We start from the raw sequence: 15,516 nt of genomic DNA on the forward strand, positions 1-15,516 counted from the left end.
TTTTTCGTTTATGCTTTTTCAATCTGCACGCGTCCTGAAAAAAAGGTGGCGCCGCCGCCCATATCGGATAAGCGATCCGGGGTAAGCGCGTTTACAAGCTGTTTTTTTCCTGGTTCATCCGCCCATAATCCTTGACTGACGACAACACCGGGCAGCACTTGTTCCCCGACTGCAGCGGTCAGCTCGCATTCTCCCCGGCTGTTCCAAATTCGTACAGGATCCCCATCAACGATTCCGTGTTCATCAGCATCTTTTGTATTGATAAAGAGCTTTGGCGTCTTTTCAAGCCTGATGTGTTTTTCGTTGTTGGAAAACGTTGAGTTTAAGAAATTATGGTTTGGCGCCGGAACATACATAAACGGATGTTCATTATCAGATACAAGAGGCGTATATGTCGGTAATGCCGGGAAACCGTCTTGTTTCATTTTTTCTGAATATAATTCTATTTTTCCGCTTGGAGTCGGAAGTTTGCCTGGAAACAGCGGCTTTTTGCGTTTCGCTTTCATAAATGAGTGCTTAGTAAGTGAATCGTAATCAATCTCCGCCAAATACGGATTATCTGGATGATCAAGCGCCTGGCGAATCAATTCTTCATCTGAGTCCTTGAGCTCTTGGTCTGTGAATCCCATTGCTTCAGCCAGTAATCGGAACACTTCAGTGTTAGACTTGCTTTCACCATATCTCTCAATCACCGGTTGCTGAAGCTGAATGTAATGGTGCCAGTAGGAGGTATAAAAATCAGTATTTTCAAAAGCGGATGTTGCAGGCAGGACAATGTCTGCGTATGCAGCCGTTTCCGTCAAAAACAAATCATGAACTACAGTAAATAGGTCTTCCCGCAGCAAGCCCTGTCTGACTTTGTTCGCTTCCGGCGCGACAACGGCCGGGTTCGTCCCGTAAATAAAAAGAGAGCGAATAGGCGGATCTGTTTCCAAAAGCACTTTGCCAAGCTGATTCATATTAAACGATCTCGGTGTGCGCCCTTTCAGTAAGTCAGGCCGCTGCAAGGCATTCGTGTTATATTCTAAAATTCCGCTGTTATGCTTAATTGCGCCGCCCCCTTTGTGCAGCCATTGGCCAGTGATTGCCGGAAGACAGGCAATCGTCCTTACAATCATCCCGCCGTTATCGTGATGCTGGATTCCGTTTCCGATTCTGATAAAAGAAGGGGAGGATTCGCCGTACATTCTTGCCAGCTGATAAATATCTTCAGTGCTGACACCGGTGATCAGTGACACCTTTTCCGGATCATACTGTTTCACGTGTTCACGGAGCTCCTCATAGCCGACCGTGTATTCAGACAGAAATGCTTCATCATGAAGGTTTTCTTTAAATAAAATGTGCATGATGCCAAGGGCAAGTGCGCTGTCGGTTCCGGGTTTTATGGGAATAAACCAATCGGCGAGACGCCCTGTCTGATTTTTATGCACATCAATCACGACAATTTTGGCACCCTGTTTTCGTGCTTTTTGGGCGATTGTAATTTGGTGCATGTTTGTGCTGACCGCGTTGATTCCCCAAAAAATAAATAGTTTCGTATGAATGGTTTCCTCAGGATCAATTCCAGCGCTTATACCCATTGTATATTTATAGCCCTCAGATCCCGCTTTGCTGCAAATCGTCCGTTCGAGCTGGCTTGAACCCATGCGGTAAAAGAAGCGGCGGTCCATTCCTTCAGCTGTTAATTTTCCCATATTTCCGTAAAAGCTATATGGAAGTATGCTTTCAGCTCCCTCTTCATTAATCAGCTGTTTCCAGCGGGAGGTAATGGTATCGATCGCCTCTTCCCAAGAAATCGGTTCAAATATTGCTTGGCCTTTCGCACCAGTCCGTTTGAGCGGTGCAGTCAGCCGCTTTTCATCATAGATGCGCTCCGTCATGTTTCGGACTTTGTTGCATATGTTTCCGGCCGTAACAGGATGGTCGGGATCACCTTGCACTTTCACAATTTTTCCGTCTTTTTTATGTATTAATAATCCGCACTGATCCGGGCAGTCCAGCGAGCAAACGGATTTGAAAATGCCGTTTTGTTGTGTTGCAAAAGATTTCATGGCCCAGTTCCTCTCTCTAGTTAGATATTTTGTAAGAATTATAACATTTCGGATGATAACGTCAATTCTGAAAAAAAGAGATTGACATCAATCTGAGACTTCTTTATGATAAACGTATTCTTTATTCAGAAAATTACATACTCAACATTTTCTATCCAGAGAGGTGGAGGGACTGGCCCTATGAAACCTCGGCAACATTATTGTGCCAATTCCAGCAAGCGTCAGCTTGAAAGATAGGAAAGCAAGGTTTATACCGGCGTCTGTCTGTAACAGGGCACGCGTATATATGAATCTCTTTCCATCTTCGGAAAGAGATTTTTTTATGAAAAATATGATGAAAAGGATGTTTTGCACCATGACGGTTTTGGTTACAGCGCCGTACAACGAAGAAGGACGCAAAGAGCTTGAAAAATTGTTCGGCTCGGTTGCTTATCACACCTGGAAGGAGCAAGGCCGGGCATACCGGGAAGATGAAATCATTCAGCTATTAAAAGAAACAAATGCAAAAGGCTTGATTACTGAGCTTGATCAAGTAACAGACAGCGTATTTGCTTCTGTTCCCGAACTTTCATTTGTCGGTGTGTGCAGGGGAATGCCCTCCAATGTGGATGTGGCCGCAGCATCAAAAAGAGGCATTCCCGTTTTTTATACACCCGGGCGGAATGCGCAAGCCGTTGCTGAAATGTTTATCGGTAATGTGATTTCCTTTCTCCGCCATACCAGCACCTCGAATCAATGGCTGAAGGATGGAAAGTGGGACAGTGATTACCTGCAGGCTTATGTCAAATTTAAAGGAAATGAATTAACGGGAAAAACGGTCGGCATGGTTGGGTTTGGCGCCGTTGGTCAAAGGATTGCAAAACTGCTGACTGCGTTCGACTGTAAAATAAAGTATTACGATCCATACGTACAAGACGATCATCCTCAATATGAAAAAGTATCTCTTAAAACGGTTTTTTCAGACAGTGATATCGTTTCTGTCCATCTGCCTCGTACCGAGGAAACACTTGGACTGATTGATCGGGCATATTTAGATCTGATGAAAGAGAGTGCGATTTTCGTCAATACTTCAAGAGCGGTTGTGGTAAACCGTGACGATCTTTTATCTGTATTAAAAGAACATAAAATCAGAGGAGCCATTTTAGACGTTTTTTATCATGAACCTCCAGAGGAATCGGATTACAAATTGATTTCATTGCCTAATGTTCTGGCAACACCGCATCTCGCTGGAGCAACCTTTGAAGTGGAGGATCATCACGTGACGATCCTGAATGAAGCCCTCAAAAAATGGAAGGTTGAAAAAACTCTTAATATTCCGACATTGTATAACAAAGATAAGCTAAAAACAGAGGCATAAGAAAGGAGGCTAACGGAATGAAAAAACAAAAAGGCTATCTCGTTTTTGATATCGGCACAGGCAATGCGAGAGTAGCGATCGTGAGTGTATCAGGCAGTGTTCAAACGGTTGAACGGGAGGACATCGTGTATGCCACCGAGACGCTTTACCCGGACAGCCGTTATTTTTCTCCTCAGGTGCTGTGGAAGCAAGTCATGAGATTGGCAAAACGTGCGCTTTCCCGTTCGCATGATATTGACATAATAGGTTTGACATCGACGAGTCAAAGACAGGGGATTGTTCTGATTGATCAGAACGGCGACTCTTTTCTAGGGCTGCCGAACATTGATAACTGTGGCCGTGAGTGGGAGGAGAGCATACCCAATCAGGAAGAGATATACAGCTGCACAGGCCGCCTGCCGACCGCACTTTTTTCTGCGCTCAAGCTTTATGGTTTAAAAGAACGCCAGCCCTCTTTATGGAAAAAAACGGCAAGCTTTACAAGCATCAGTGATTGGGTAACGTACCAGCTGAGCGGAATATTGACATATGAACCCTCACAGGCAATCGAAACCCTGCTGTTTGATGTGAAGCAAAACACTTGGTCAGAAGAGATGTGCGGCATATTCGGCTTCTCCCCATCAATCCTTCCGCCTCTTGTAAGAGCGGGAACAGCGATTGGAACGATAACAAATGAGTATGCGTCCGAATTAGGCCTTTCTATACATGCAAAGGTTATAGCAGGGGGCGGAGATACACAGCTGGCTGTGAAAAGCACCGGCGCTGCTCTTAAGGACATCGTCATCGTATCTGGGACAACAACGCCAATAACCAAAATTACTGCTGATCATGACGACACAAAACATAAAGCCTGGCTGAACTGCCATACAGAACATGGCCAATGGCTTGTGGAAACAAATCCGGGAATTACCGGCCTGAATTATCAAAAATTAAAACAGATTTTTTACCCGAATGAATCGTACGCAGTGATGGAGGAAGAGATTTCTGCAATTGCTAAAGAAGACAATGCATGTGTGGCGGCTCTCGGTTCTTATTTATCGGCAGAAAAGAATGCGTTAACGAGAGGTGGTTTTCTTTTTGATGCCCCACTTTCAGCGCATTTAAAAAGAGCACATTTTGTACGTGCGGCGCTACAAGAGATCGCATTTTCGATCAAATGGAACTTTGATATATTAACAGAGATTACTCCGTTTGAACGTGACTATGTTTGGGTGTGCGGAGGAGGATTCCAAAGCAAAGCGCTCACTCAATATATCGCGGACCTTCTTCAGAAAAAAATCTATATCCAAGAGGGATATCATCAGGCATCTGTCGTTGGGGCTGCAGTCATTTGCAATGAAACCTTTCAATTGACGGAAGAGATGTCAGCAAATGTCCGGGTAATAGAACCGCAGGATAGTCAGGCCGAACTGGCTTTATATGAGGAATGGAAGCAAACACAGCGCTTTTTTTCAGGTTCAGAAAGCAAAGTGTTGTTATAAGGCGGCATTTGCTGCTGTTTTGAGGAATTATCTAATTTTCAGCTTTAATGAGGTAATACGGTAATTGATATTAGCATCTGAGGAGGAGACAGATATGTTTGATAAAATCGGAATACCAAAGCGGCTTGCCTGGGGGTTTTTAGGAGTTGTTTTGTTTATGATGGGAGACGGGCTTGAACAAGGCTGGCTCAGCCCTTTTCTGATCGAAAACGGGCTTACCGTTCAGCAATCCGCTTCAATTTTTAGCATTTACGGAATTGCGCTTGCCATAGCTTCTTGGTTTTCGGGTGTATGTCTTGAAGCATTTGGCGCAAAACGGACGATGTTTATGGGGCTGTTGTTTTATGTGATCGGTACAGCTGCCTTTATCGTGTTTGGATTTGAACAGCTGAACCTTCCTGTGATGTATGTGACTTACTTCGTAAAGGGTTTAGGCTACCCACTTTTTGCTTATTCTTTCTTAACATGGGTCATCTACAGAACACCGCAAAACAAACTGAGCACTGCTGTCGGCTGGTTTTGGATTGCATATTGCCTGGGCATGTTTGTGTTCGGTGCTTGGTACTCAAGCTACGCGATCAAAGCGTTCGGTTATTTGAATACGCTTTGGAGCTCTATTTTCTGGGTATGTCTTGGTGCATTCTTCGCATTGTTTATCAATAAAGACCGTTTTGAAAAGAAGAAAAGAAAAAGATCAGAAACAGCTGAGGAGCTTTTAAAAGGAGTTACCATTCTTTTTACAAATCCGCGGGTGCTTACAGGCGGAATCATCAGAATTATCAACAGCATTGGTACATATGGTTTCCCAGTCTTTTTGCCGATGCACATGGCTCAGCATGGAATTTCAACCAATGTGTGGCTGCAGATTTGGGGAACGATTTTTCTGGGGAATATTGTGTTCAACCTTATCTTTGGAATTGTCGGCGATACGTTCGGCTGGAAAAATACCGTTATTTGGTTCGGCGGAGTCGGCTGCGGCATTTTCACCGTCCTATTATATTATGCACCTGTTTTCTCCGGCGGAAGTTTAGCGGTTGTCAGCGTGATCGGCTTTATTTGGGGAGGTTTGCTGGCAGGCTATGTGCCGATTGGTGCAATTGTGCCGACGGTGGCCGGAAAAGACAAAGGAGCGGCCATGTCTGTATTGAATTTGGCTGCAGGTTTATCAGCGTTTGTCGGCCCTGCGCTCGCTTGGCTGTTCATCGGTCTCATCGGGGCGCAAGGTGTTGTCTGGATCTTTGCGATCCTTTATCTTACGAGTGCGGTCATGACGAAATGCATTCATATACCTGAGGAAAAAGCAGTACAGGAGGAAACGTCTCCTCAATATGCATCTTAATCAGAAAGCGCCCTGTTTCAGGGGCGCTTTTTTCGTCATTTGTTCAGCAATCAATGTAAGATTTCCGATAAGGAATGCCGCAAATGACTGATCTGGATGGGATTTCATCGTCACTGTCAGCCGATACGAAACAAAATAAAAGTCAGAGCCGTTTGTTCCGCGTTAATTTCACGTTTTAGCTCGCTCAAATGTTCTCCCAAAACAGATTCATAGCGGTCTCCAATGCTTTTTTCTTCATTGAATTCACGATGATGAGCCATCAACACTGTATGTTATTATTGCATGAATTATCAAGGGAGCTGTTAAACTTTTCTAAAGAAAAATAGACAACATGTTGACAATTGAGCAAGAAATGTTATGATGATAAAGACAATATATTGTCTTTTTATGGAGGGAACATCGTGAATTATTCTAAAGAACTGAAAGATTTATTTTTAATGCAGCAGTCATACGCTACACTTTTTTCCGCTTTGAACAAAATCCAATCACGCGGGGACGATTATTATGAAAGCTTAACGTCAAGGCAATTTATGACGATGGTTGCCATACTGCATTTACCGGAAGAGGAAACGACATTCAACAACATTGCAAAAAAATTAGGCACTTCAAAACAAAACATCAACAGACTTGTCAGCGGTATTGAAAAAAGAGGTTATGTCACCACTGTACCAAGTAAACGCGACAAGCGTGCAGTTAATGTGAAGATTACTGATTCAGGAAAGCGTGTCATGGAGGAATGCGGTGAAAAAGCGGTGTACTTTATGGCAGATCTATTTAAAGGGTTTTCGACTGAAGAGCTGGAAACATTGTGGGTTTTATTGAAGAAACTGTACAGTTTTGACGGAGAAGAACAGGATGGTTTTGAAGAAGATGCTGCTGATTTTGACATTGAACAAAATCGAGACAATTTGAAAACAAATTTATTGCAGGAATTCGCAAAACGGAGAATGTAAAAAGGAGCAAACTATGAACAACGTGGCGGCAGTAGAAAATTTGAAAATGCAGTACGGAAACAAAACGGCGGTAGATGGGATTTCGTTTGAAGTGAGAGAGGGGGAAGTGCTTGGCTTATTAGGTCCAAATGGTGCAGGGAAAAGCACAACCATTCATATTTTATCCGGGGTATTGTCGGCCAGTTCCGGAAACGTTTCGATATTGGGCCATAGTGTGAAAAAAGGGCCAAAGGAAATGAAGAAAGGCATCGGGATTGTGCCTCAAGATATCGCGATTTATGAGGAGATTTCCGCTGAGAAAAATGTTCGTTTTTTTGCGAGTCTTTATTCTCTCAAAGGAGAAGAACTGAAAGCCCGAGTAAAAGAGGCTCTGGAGCTTGTACAGTTATACGACCGGAAAGATGACAAGCCTAAGACGTTTTCAGGGGGGATGAAAAGAAGATTAAACATTGCGTGTGCGATTGCCCATCAGCCGAAACTGATTATCATGGACGAGCCCACGGTAGGAATCGATCCGCAATCTCGGCATCACATTTTAGAATCAATAAAAGAGCTGAAAACAAGAGGCGCAAGCATTATTTACTCGACACATTATATGGAAGAAGTCGAGGCGATTTCGGATCGCATTATGATCATGAATGAAGGAAGAATCATTGCCAATGGAACAAAAGAAGAGCTGTACAGAGAAGTGAATAAAGACATAACATACGCTTTTCAACTGACGCATGTTCAGCAATTAAATAAAAACTCAATTAGAGAAATGAAAGGAGTGACAGGAGTTGATTTCTCTGACCATCAACTAAAAGTGACCGTTCAGCAGAACCAAGATCACCTGAGTGAAATCATAGGAGAATTGGGTGCCCAAGGCTGCAGCATCGTAAGCATGAACAAAAAAGAGGCATCGTTAGAAACGGTATTTTTAGAGCTGACGGGAAGAAATTTAAGAGATTAGGAGAGCAAAATGAGTTTGTTAAAATTGATAACGTTTGATTTTATGAATATTTTAAGGAATCCGGTTCTTATGATCGCCAATACGGCCTTTCCTTTCGTTCTTATTCTGGTCATGGGCTTTGTTACGAAAAACAGCTTTGGAGCAGGCGGGGTCAGTTCGTATGATTATTACGGAGTGAATATGATGATTTTTGCTGCAGCTCTGATTGCGATGACGGCCTCTAATACGTTTATGGAGGAAAAGATGAAGAAAGCGAACATTCGCATTGTGTATGCGCCGGTTTCGACAACTAGTATTTATCTTTCTAAATTACTATCAACCTTTATATTCAGTGTCATCATGTACAGCATGAATGTGTTGATCGCCCAAACGATTTTTCATTTGAACTTTGGAGGACAACATCTTCCGTATTTCATGCTCTTATTGTATGTATTTTTATTTTTCGGCTGCTGTTTTGGCACAATGTTCTGCTGTTTGTTCAAAAATGAAGAACAGGCAAACGGGATCATGCAAATTCCGATAGCTTTTTTTGTTTTCTTTGGCGGCGTATTTTTCGGAATTCATAGATTTGGAGATACCGTCAATCAGATATCGCTTCTTTCTCCGATTAAATGGGTAACAGAATGTTCATTTCGCCTCATTTATGATCACGATTTCAGTATGCTGCTGCCTGTTATGTCAGGACTATTATTGGCTTCAATCATTTGTATTGCCGTTTCGCATGTTGTATTTAAGCCGGAGGGATATGTATGCTGAGTTTATTCCGAAACAGGTGGGAGCGAATCCTGACCAAAAAAGCCGTTATCATCATTGCAGTGATCATTATCCCTCTGATGATTGGCGTTGCGATTATGTTTTCCGGGAAGCCGGTATTCAAAGAAACAATCGCTTTTGTTACAGAACAGGACGAAGTGCAACATATGCCGAGTGATTCTGCATTTAGAGTGGTAACGGTACATCAGAAGCCGAATTTTTCTGATCTGGTGTTAGGGAAATATGCAGCCATCGTAGAAAAAAATCAACGTCATTACAAAGTGACCACGTTGAAAAGTAAAGCGGATCAAAAAATGATTCAGCAATTTTTTGAGACTGGAAAAATGCCAGGCAACTACCGGGGAGAGGATAAATTAAGGACTGAACGGGGAACGGGAACGAATATATTAGGCTTTATCGTGATGCTTGTATTGATGCAAGGTGTGGCATTAGCTGCGTTATATCCAGAAGACCGGATGCTCAAAACCTTCAGAAGGATTTTAGTGTCTCCCGTGCATGTGGGGAAATATTTGTTTGTTCAGTTTATCTTTACGTTTTTATGTTTATACATACCCACTTACTTGGCCATCGTGATTACACATGTACTCTTTCATGCTGAAATTGGTTTCCGTTTGGATATTCTTGCTGGGTTACTGTGTGTTCTTACAGTGCTTGCAACAGCATTCGCTATCTTTATGGCTTCTGTGATGGATCGCAACATCAGTTTGATGACGAGCGGTATCAGTGTGATCACGTGTGTATTGTCAGGCTGTTTTATTTCTTTTGCTCCACATCATCCATTATTGAATGCCCTTTGTGCGATACTGCCGCAAAAAGCGTATATGACTTTCATTCACGGGGTAGAAATGGGCCATTCAATGTGGGAATACAAAACTCAGGTTGTCTATATTTTGATGTGGTCGGCTGTGTTTTGTTTCCTTGGGGGTTTTATCACAAGAAGAAGGACCAATAAAGGGATTTATGAATAGAGGAAAGAGAACATGAGATGCATAGACCACTATGCATCTTTTTTATTTTTGTAAGTTATATGAGCATAAGAGGTGAAAATCTTGAAGGAAGTGATCAAGAATCAAGATGTCATAGCTGGTGCAGGTCCTGAATCGGACATTTAAAGGGAAGGGGATGTACATGCAGATCGAAAGAATGCCGTCCGTTCATTCTCTTGATTCTAATATAGAATACACATTTGTATCATAAGGGACTCCATTTTGATACATGTACTGTCTTAAGACCCCTTCTTTTTGAAATCCCATTTTTACGAGCAGGCGATTTGATGCTTCATTTTCGGTAAATACAACTGCGCCAATACGCGTCAGTCCAAGGGCAGAGAATCCGTAGGATACAACCTTTGAAATGGCTTCTAATGCAAATCCGTTTCGCCAATGCGCCGGGACGATTTCATAACCGATCTCTGCACGCCTATGCTTTTGGGCCAAAGCATGAAAGCCAATTGTTCCGATCAATTCTTTAGTGTCTCTTCTTTCAATTCCCCACCGTATACCGCGCTTTTCTTGATAAAGGCCGGCAAACGTTTGAACCATTGAGGTTGCCTGTTCTATAGATTCCATGTTTTCAACTCCGTAATAGCGTGTCACCTTATGGTTTGAAAAACAAGCAAAAATGGCTTCTGCATCTTGATCTGTGATTTGCCTAAGTGTAAGCCGATCCGTTTCTAATACAGGAAACATTCAACCACTCCCCAAGTTTGTGTTTTCGTTTATGATATCCCTTTTATTTCCTCTTTTCTATAGTGAAATCAAACCTGAGGCAGCAAAGGAACGAATTTGTCTTTCTAGTTGCTCTTTGTTTTTGTTGAATTGTTTCAAACGGTGGCCGTTTGCGCCTGATGGGTGGGGGAAGCCGCGAAGGCAAAACAAATTCCGGATGCAGTGCTGGCTGATCAGTGTATCACATACTGTTTCGGCTGCTTTTCCCAGCGGTATGAGAAGAGCCGGTTCTGTCAATTTATTGAACTCCGCAAGGAAGTGCTCAAAAGCATAGGTGCTTAGGATAGGAGAGCGAGAAATAGCCGGCCTGTAGCCGGTATAGTTTTTTAGCTGAAAGAAGACAGGATATTTGATAACAGAAGTGGTATGAAGCATATGCCGCAAGTCTCCAAAAAGCTGTGAGGCGCTTTGAATGCCTAAAGCCTGCGGCAGCCCGCATAAATCCAGCATGTTGATCAGGTTATGCCTCATCGAACCGGAGAGACCTGCTGCTTTTTTCGTGTCTACCGCCATTTGCTCAAGAGACCGGCCGCGCCGCAGACTTTCTGCGGCTGTTTCGTATGCTGTTTTCATCTGAAAAAACCCCGGCGTGATTCCCGCAATCACAATTGTGGCAGCACGATTGATATATTCATTATGAGGTGAATAATAGATGCCAAGTTCGTTTTCTTGATGGAGACGAAATGGAGAAATGAGTAAATCGGACTTTGTAGGAGATGAAGGAAGAGAATGTAGCTTCTCTGCGAACTCCTTTAAGCAGCGGCGGTTTACAATCATGCATAGTCCTCCTTAAAAATGATACCCCATTGTCCATTCTGATCGTAACAACGGGATATCATTCATCTTTATCTGCTATTTAAATGTCCTGCCTTCCACACCTCTTTGACTGCTTGAGGAACTTCTTTCACTTCAGCTGTTGTTTGTTGAAATACGTTTTTTTTCATTTGGACATCCTGCTGAATCTTCTTTTGTTTTTGCGTCAGCAGCTCCGCCTCCGTCTTTAATCCTTCGACTTGTTTTTGCATTGCCTGCGTAACAGAGGTGAGCTCTTTTAGTGCGGGATCTATTTTTTTCTTGTTTTGAATCACATTAACCCCTAAGAAAATGATAGAAATAGCCAATACGGCGATGCTGATATAAACAATAACCATATGTTCACTCCTTTTCTTATGTCATTACCCTGTTTCCGCTTTTTTAATCAAAAGAAATGATATTTGCACAGGTCGTTTGATTTGCGTATTGGATTTGTTGTACTTATAATGTGATATCGTACATATGTAAACAAAGAAAGGGTGCTTCAATTGCAAAGTTTACAAAATAAAACTGCTCTTATCACAGGCGGAGGCAGAGGGATAGGCCGAGCAACAGCTCTTGCGCTTGCGAAAGAAGGCGTGAATATCGGGTTAATCGGCCGGACTGCCGCAAATGTTGAAAAAGTGGCTGAAGAAGTTAAAGCACTTGGTGTAAAAGCTGCATTTGCTGCTGCAGATGTAAAAGATGCCGACCAGGTTAATCAAGCTGTAGCTCAAGTGAAAGAACAGCTCGGTGATATCGATATCCTCATTAATAACGCTGGAATCAGCAAATTTGGCGGTTTCTTAGATCTGTCAGCTGATGAGTGGGAAGATATTATTCAAGTCAACCTAATGGGTGTGTATCATGTCACTCGCGCGGTGCTTCCGGAAATGATCGAACGCAAAGCCGGAGACATCATTAATATTTCTTCTACAGCGGGCCAAAGAGGAGCAGCTGTGACAAGTGCTTACAGCGCTTCTAAATTTGCGGTTCTCGGGTTAACTGAGTCTCTTATGCAAGAAGTGAGAAAGCATAATATTAGAGTCAGTGCGTTAACGCCAAGCACTGTCGCTAGTGATATGTCTATCGAATTGAACTTAACAGACGGTAATCCTGAAAAGGTTATGCAGCCAGAAGATCTTGCTGAATACATGGTGGCACAATTGAAATTAGATTCGCGAATTTTCATCAAAACAGCGGGATTATGGTCAACAAATCCCTAAAAAATGAGAAGCCTGTCTTGCGACAGGCTTTTTTATTTGAATGTAATCCGCACTGGTAAGAAGACGTGAAAACCAGCAATCGTTTTTAATTGAAGATAATAGTGAAAATCAGCTATAATAGAACTAAATAAACTATGTACTAAATGTTCATTTGTTATTTTATATTCCGCTCCACATATAAACAGCTAACATTAGATTTTTGGATTATCAGTCTTTAATATAAAGAAGGAAACCAATAGATTTAAATTGAATATTTAGTACATAGTGTTCTCAGTTGACAGAAGAAGGAGTGCATATGATGAAAGAAGAAAAAAGAAGTTCAACTGGTTTTTTAGTTAAACAGCGTGCATTTTTGAAACTTTATATGATAACGATGACAGAGCAAGAGAGACTCTACGGATTGAAGCTGCTTGAAGTGCTTAGGTCTGAATTTAAAGAGATTGGTTTTAAACCAAATCATACAGAAGTATACCGATCTTTGCATGAGCTTCTTGATGACGGGATATTAAAGCAAATCAAAGTAAAAAAAGAAGGGGCTAAGCTCCAGGAAGTCGTCCTCTATCAATTTAAAGATTACGAGGCTGCCAAACTATATAAAAAACAGCTGAAAGTTGAGCTGGACCGCTGTAAAAAACTGATTGAAAAAGCGCTCTCAGATAACTTTTAAATATAAACAAACACCCGGAACAGCAGTATGCATCGGGTGTTTTCTGCTTTTCATTATACATATTTGTCGAAAAGAAACAATACAAATCAATGATGACCTTCAAACTTGACATCATTTCCTCACGTGGTAACATTTTAAACGTGTGAAAATGCGAACAAAAAAGCGAACAAAGGAGATGTTACCGATCTTTGATCAAAAGAAAGTAGCCTTTATAGGAGCAGGATCTATGGCGGAAGGAATGATATCAGGTATCGTTCGTGCCAACAAAATCCCGAAACAAAACATCTGCGTTACAAACCGCAGCAATACAGAGCGATTAGCTGAACTTGAACTTCAATATGGAATTACTGGCGCTACGCCCAATGAACTATGTATTGAAGACATGGATGTACTCATTTTAGCAATGAAGCCAAAAGACGCTGAAAGCGCTCTGTCATCACTAAAATCACGTATTCAACCCCATCAATTAATATTGTCGGTCCTTGCCGGCATAACCACCTCTTATATTGAACAATCATTGCTTAATGAACAGCCGGTTGTCAGAGTGATGCCCAACACATCCAGTATGATTGGCGCTTCTGCAACGGCCATTGCGCTTGGCAAGTATGTGTCAAAAGACCTGAAAAAGCTGGCCGAAGCATTGCTCGGATGCATGGGTGAAGTCTATACAATTCAAGAAAATCAAATGGACATTTTCACCGGAATTGCCGGCAGCGGTCCCGCGTATTTTTACTATTTAATGGAATTCATTGAGAAGACAGGCGAGGAAGCAGGACTCGATAAACAGTTATCTCGAAGCATCGGAGCACAGACGCTTTTGGGTGCCGCAAAAATGCTCATGGAAACAGGCGAACAGCCTGAGGTCTTAAGGGACAATATCACGTCACCGAACGGAACGACAGCTGCCGGGCTGCAAGCCTTGAAAAAGAGCGGCGGCGGAGAAGCCATTTCTCAAGCGATCAAGCATGCGGCTATGCGTTCAAAGGAAATCAGCGACGATATCGAAAAAACAGCAGCCCCGCTATCAGGAGTGATAAAGTGACGTCCGATACTAACATGAAAAGAGTCGTTGTGAAAATTGGGAGCAGTTCATTAACAAGCCTTCATGGAGAAATCAGCATTCGAAAATTAGAAGCGTTGGTCGACCAGATCGCCAAACTTAAAGACGCCGGCTATGAAGTGATTTTGGTTTCCTCAGGCGCAGTGGCGGCGGGATATCGGAAGCTCGGATTTATCCAAAGACCCGAGAAGCTTCCAGAAAAACAGGCATCAGCTTCAATCGGCCAGGGCCTGCTGATGGAGGCTTATTCAAAGCTGTTCTTGGCGCATGGCTATGTTGCGTCCCAAATTTTAATTACGAGAAGCGATTTTTCTGATGAATATCGATATAACAATGTCCGGAATACAATGAATGTACTGCTCGAACGCGGCATCATCCCAATTATAAACGAAAACGACACAGTTACCGTCAATCGGCTCAAGTTTGGCGACAATGATACACTAGCGGCAAAAGTCGCCGGATTAATTGATGCGGATATGCTTGTGATTTTATCAGATATTGATGGCTTATATGACGGCAATCCGCGCACAAATCCAGAAGCAAAAAGGATGCAGCGGGTGAGTGAGATAACGCCTGACATCGAAGCGTGCGCAGGTGATACTGGCAGCGGCGTCGGTACCGGCGGCATGCGCTCTAAGCTTGATGCGTTTAAAATCGTAATGGCCTCTGGCATTAAAGGATTTCTTGGTCAGGCAGATGCCGAAGATATTTTATATCAAGCTGTTCATCAAGAGGCAGAAGGCACCTATTTTGAAGCAGAGGGAACGCTTCCGTTAAACCATAAAGAGCAGTGGATCGCTTTTAATTCCGGCCCAGAAGGTGAAATGATTTTATCAGATGATTATTCACGAAAAATAACAAACGGGCAATCGAGTTTATATCTGGACGGTGTACAGGAGATTAAAGGGAAATTCAAAAGCGGATCAGTTGTTCGGCTGATGGATTCTCAAGGGGCAGAAATCGGGCTCGGAATCGTCAATTATTCTTCTGTACAGCTTCAAGAACTCGATAAGAAAAAAGAGCTGATGAACAAAGCAGTAATTGATCAGGAAGCATTTGTGTGCCATGTGGATTTATCTTTGCCTGTATATTAATCTGACAAGAGCAAAAAACCCGAAGCTTCTTTATAGAAGCTCG

15 protein-coding genes, 1 pseudogene and 1 riboswitch are annotated in these 15,516 nt (G+C 42.6%); of the genes and pseudogenes, 11 read left to right on the forward strand and 5 right to left on the reverse strand.

The window, feature by feature from the left end:
- Positions 1-8 precede the first annotated feature (8 nt).
- Positions 9-2,051, reverse strand: a complete 2,043-nt coding sequence (locus KHQ79_RS21880; RefSeq protein WP_225516906.1) for a molybdopterin oxidoreductase family protein — start codon at positions 2,049-2,051, stop codon at positions 9-11.
- Positions 2,052-2,199: 148 nt separating this feature from the next.
- A riboswitch (SAM riboswitch) is annotated at positions 2,200-2,291 on the forward strand.
- Between the two features lie 82 nt (positions 2,292-2,373).
- On the opposite strand from KHQ79_RS21880, the gene KHQ79_RS21885 reads away from it, so the two are divergent.
- From KHQ79_RS21885 to KHQ79_RS21895, 3 genes are all read left to right on the forward strand, one after another.
- Positions 2,374-3,408: a 2-hydroxyacid dehydrogenase gene (locus KHQ79_RS21885; RefSeq protein ID WP_225516907.1), complete on the forward strand. Its 1,035-nt coding sequence runs from the start codon at positions 2,374-2,376 to the stop codon at positions 3,406-3,408.
- Positions 3,409-3,425: 17 nt separating this feature from the next.
- Positions 3,426-4,889: an FGGY-family carbohydrate kinase gene (locus KHQ79_RS21890; RefSeq protein ID WP_225516908.1), complete on the forward strand. Its 1,464-nt coding sequence runs from the start codon at positions 3,426-3,428 to the stop codon at positions 4,887-4,889.
- Between the two features lie 94 nt (positions 4,890-4,983).
- A complete protein-coding gene (locus KHQ79_RS21895) occupies positions 4,984-6,228 on the forward strand; it encodes an MFS transporter (protein ID WP_225516909.1) in 1,245 nt (414 codons plus the stop codon).
- 116 nt (positions 6,229-6,344) lie between these two features.
- Here KHQ79_RS21895 and KHQ79_RS21900 read toward each other — a convergent pair whose 3' ends face one another.
- Positions 6,345-6,488: a hypothetical protein gene (locus KHQ79_RS21900; RefSeq protein WP_225516910.1), complete on the reverse strand. Its 144-nt coding sequence runs from the start codon at positions 6,486-6,488 to the stop codon at positions 6,345-6,347.
- Between the two features lie 141 nt (positions 6,489-6,629).
- On the opposite strand from KHQ79_RS21900, the gene KHQ79_RS21905 reads away from it, so the two are divergent.
- The 4 genes from KHQ79_RS21905 to KHQ79_RS21920 are packed head-to-tail and all read left to right on the forward strand — an operon-like array spanning position 6,630 to position 9,875.
- A complete protein-coding gene (locus KHQ79_RS21905; protein WP_019258581.1) occupies positions 6,630-7,181 on the forward strand; it encodes a MarR family winged helix-turn-helix transcriptional regulator in 552 nt (183 codons plus the stop codon).
- 13 nt (positions 7,182-7,194) lie between these two features.
- The gene (locus tag KHQ79_RS21910) at positions 7,195-8,133 is read left to right on the forward strand and encodes an ABC transporter ATP-binding protein (protein WP_225516911.1); all 939 of its coding nucleotides are present in this window, start codon (positions 7,195-7,197) and stop codon (positions 8,131-8,133) included.
- A 9-nt stretch (positions 8,134-8,142) separates the two neighbouring features.
- Positions 8,143-8,889 (forward strand): ABC transporter permease, encoded by a 747-nt coding sequence (locus KHQ79_RS21915; RefSeq protein WP_225516912.1) that lies wholly within the window; start codon positions 8,143-8,145, stop codon positions 8,887-8,889.
- A complete protein-coding gene (locus KHQ79_RS21920; protein ID WP_225516913.1) occupies positions 8,883-9,875 on the forward strand; it encodes an ABC transporter permease in 993 nt (330 codons plus the stop codon). Before KHQ79_RS21915 ends, KHQ79_RS21920 begins: the two co-directional genes overlap by 7 nt.
- A gap of 186 nt (positions 9,876-10,061) precedes the next feature.
- Here the strand turns inward: KHQ79_RS21920 and KHQ79_RS21925 are convergent, their stop codons facing one another.
- The 3 genes and pseudogenes from KHQ79_RS21925 to KHQ79_RS21935 form a co-directional block, all read right to left on the reverse strand.
- Positions 10,062-10,595, reverse strand: a complete 534-nt coding sequence (locus KHQ79_RS21925; protein ID WP_225516914.1) for a GNAT family N-acetyltransferase — start codon at positions 10,593-10,595, stop codon at positions 10,062-10,064.
- 43 nt (positions 10,596-10,638) lie between these two features.
- Positions 10,639-11,411: pseudogene (locus KHQ79_RS21930) on the reverse strand (hypothetical protein).
- A 68-nt stretch (positions 11,412-11,479) separates the two neighbouring features.
- Complete coding sequence (locus tag KHQ79_RS21935; protein ID WP_003241913.1) at positions 11,480-11,785, reverse strand: DUF948 domain-containing protein; 306 nt, start codon at positions 11,783-11,785, stop codon at positions 11,480-11,482.
- Positions 11,786-11,935: 150 nt separating this feature from the next.
- Between KHQ79_RS21935 and KHQ79_RS21940 the strand changes: the two genes are divergently transcribed.
- From KHQ79_RS21940 to proB, 4 genes are all read left to right on the forward strand, one after another.
- Positions 11,936-12,652, forward strand: a complete 717-nt coding sequence (locus tag KHQ79_RS21940; protein WP_060398745.1) for a 3-ketoacyl-ACP reductase — start codon at positions 11,936-11,938, stop codon at positions 12,650-12,652.
- A gap of 298 nt (positions 12,653-12,950) precedes the next feature.
- Positions 12,951-13,319 carry a replication termination protein gene (rtp, locus tag KHQ79_RS21945; RefSeq protein ID WP_003220337.1) on the forward strand — a complete coding sequence of 123 codons (369 nt, stop codon included), beginning with the start codon at positions 12,951-12,953 and terminating at the stop codon, positions 13,317-13,319.
- Between the two features lie 148 nt (positions 13,320-13,467).
- Entirely contained in the window at positions 13,468-14,361 is an 894-nt protein-coding gene (proC, locus tag KHQ79_RS21950) for a pyrroline-5-carboxylate reductase (RefSeq protein ID WP_080030916.1), read from the forward strand.
- Positions 14,358-15,473, forward strand: coding sequence for a glutamate 5-kinase (gene proB, locus KHQ79_RS21955; protein WP_225516915.1), 1,116 nt, complete (start codon positions 14,358-14,360; stop codon positions 15,471-15,473). Before proC ends, proB begins: the two co-directional genes overlap by 4 nt.
- The last annotated feature ends 43 nt before the right edge of the window (positions 15,474-15,516 follow it).

The organism is Bacillus sp. TSO22, from assembly GCF_020223595.1.
Lineage (GTDB): Bacteria > Bacillota > Bacilli > Bacillales > Bacillaceae > Bacillus > Bacillus inaquosorum.